A 2,296-nucleotide genomic window follows, 5' to 3' on the forward strand; every position below is an offset into this window, starting at 1 on the left:
TCTCCTAAACCAACGTATTAAGCGCTCAAAAGATATACTGTGAAGTATCAATACCCGATTGCAAACCAGCAGAAGCTGTTTCCTCCCCCGCTACTTGAGACGTAGGCAGTAGTCGAGTGGAGTGACCATGTAAATTTACCGGCCGAATATGGATAGGCACTTGCTATATAAGTATTAATAACATCGTTTGACGAGGTAATGATATTTATCACCGAATTTGGGAAAGTGATAGGAAAATTTTTTTCTCCAATATACTTACTTACACTGCCTCCGAGTACAGCATAGGCACTATGTTCTCCCGAGTAATCAACCCTTATTCTCCCCCATTGAACTATCAACTTTTTTCCATCTTTGGTTGGAACTGCCAACCATCCATCCACATCTTGTACGCCTTCTGCAGGTTTTAGTTTGATGACTTCTTCTAAACCAACGTTAAGTGTGTATGCTTTTCATTCTCTATATTAAGGCGCTCAAAGAGGTAGATATCACCTCAGCACCCAACATCACCTATCCGACTCCTCCCGCGCAGATTTTACATCGACCAAAATTGGCTCGCCTGATTGAGTAACGGCGAGCATTTTTCCTTCTGGAATTACATTTTCTCTAAAAAACCAATTATCCTCGGGTAGTTCAATAGCACCAGCGATATCATGAAAGCCTGGTATTACTTCTGTCATTGTTTTGGGATTAAATAGGCGCATAGTACACTCTCCATGAAAATCCATTGCTTGATGGAGCACCCGTTGCTGCCATAGTGCAACGAGCTTTAAAACCCGCTTTTGTTGTTAATGAGTCGATGACCATAGATGTATGAGTAGAATTGAACGCAGTACCAGTGTCCCCAGCAAGCCGTTCAGCAATACTGATATAACGGCTCACATCAGGTAACTCGATGGGATACGTTACTGTGGCCAATCCATTTTCAATGGTTACGCCATAACCCATAACCTCGATAGCGCCATCAGACCAAATAATCCATTGACCATTCGCATTGCGACCTCTGCTTGTTACAAACCTTGCTTCTCTTAAACCAACGTTAAGCGCGTGTATTTTTTAAGCACTGCATACGTTGGTTTAGGAGAGGCCGCGAAAAGAACAGTAGGCACCGGCGCAAATCAGCTCCCCGATATGAGTTCATTCACTTCTGATCTGAGATGGTTCAAATTACCTAGCGGCCATATTGTACAGGTCTTTTCAGTTGATGTTTACAGCTCAGATTTAGAGGGAACACCAGCAGTTTACCCGGTAGCGTTTCCCTATTCGTTGTTAGCGATATCCGCTATGTGGGTAGATCCAACACAGACAGAAGCGCCTACGTACAAAATCATAGGAGGTGATCGAACGCTCGCGAAAATCAAAACATCAAAGGCAGGAAAGTACGGGACCATGATTATTGCCATAGGTAAATAACTTTCACAGAAGAAATTTGCATAGTATCTAATATCAACCTGCAAATTCCTCCTGAACAGAACTAATTCCAATCAAAATTGGCTCGCCGGTTTCATTTTTGGCGAGCATCTTGTCTTCGGGTATTTCTGTTAGTGTGAAAAAACAACCTTTAATACCCGATCGCCATGATACTTGTCACAGGTGTGTGTGCGATATTGCCGCTATGAGCCATTACTAACAGCTTCCCTCCCAATCGGTTAGCACCTTCGATGCTTCTAACTGCTTGAACATAGGTGTTTGCTGAATTACTTATTGCCAGTACGCCATGTGGGAAAGCTATAGGCCACGTGAAAGACATGACATCTATCTCTCCACCGCTTATATCGATTTTTGACGAAGTAAGAACAGTCCACTGAAGATAAATATTTTGATCTCCTGGAAAAGGAATTTTAAGCCATCCATTAACCGCTAATTGGGCAGTGACAGCCTCCATTTTCGCTGCCTCTCCTAAACCAACGTTTTTAGAGTATATATTTGATACTACGCGTTCAGCATCCCATCACAATGAAGAATATGGAATTTGTAGTCGGTGTTACGTAGGTAAAGTTAACTTGAGAACGGGAAGTAAGTGCCGTATTAAATCCAACGGTACGAACAGACGGATCTTGTGTACTAAACATTGCGATAACAGAAAGTAATGCTGTAGGCATTGCGATTGGTAGGTTTACATATTTATTTGAAACCACACCATTCGTTGTGTCTACAGCAAACCATCCCCATTGAATGATCAAACCACCAGGCAATTTTGAATAGCCGTTAGTGCTCATGTTGCTTGAGAAAAATGACATATCCGGTATCTGGTTAGCAGCAGAACCAATTGAGCGTTTTGCCGCCTCTCCTAAACCAA

2 protein-coding genes and 1 pseudogene are annotated in these 2,296 nt (G+C 42.5%); all 3 read right to left on the minus strand.

Features of this window, described 5'->3' with window-relative positions; all coding sequences use genetic code 11:
* Positions 1-503: 503 nt before the first annotated feature.
* On the minus strand, positions 504-701 hold the full coding sequence (locus tag HV355_RS23925; RefSeq protein WP_126336428.1) for a hypothetical protein: 198 nt from the start codon (positions 699-701) through the stop codon (positions 504-506).
* A gap of 857 nt (positions 702-1,558) precedes the next feature.
* Positions 1,559-1,882: a hypothetical protein gene (locus tag HV355_RS23930; RefSeq protein WP_182403865.1), complete on the minus strand. Its 324-nt coding sequence runs from the start codon at positions 1,880-1,882 to the stop codon at positions 1,559-1,561.
* A 55-nt stretch (positions 1,883-1,937) separates the two neighbouring features.
* Positions 1,938-2,296: pseudogene (locus HV355_RS23935) on the minus strand (hypothetical protein); the annotation flags it as partial.

Origin of the sequence: Enterobacter sp. RHBSTW-01064 (genome assembly GCF_014103035.1) — a bacterium.
Taxonomy (GTDB): domain Bacteria; phylum Pseudomonadota; class Gammaproteobacteria; order Enterobacterales; family Enterobacteriaceae; genus Enterobacter; species Enterobacter mori.

Bases quoted from the DNA above. Each gene is read 5' to 3' on its own strand.
- HV355_RS23925 (WP_126336428.1), bottom strand. From the start codon at position 701: ATGCGCCTATTTAATCCCAAAACAATGACAGAAGTAATACCAGGCTTT.
- HV355_RS23930 (WP_182403865.1), bottom strand. From the start codon at position 1,882: ATGGAGGCTGTCACTGCCCAATTAGCGGTTAATGGATGGCTTAAAATT.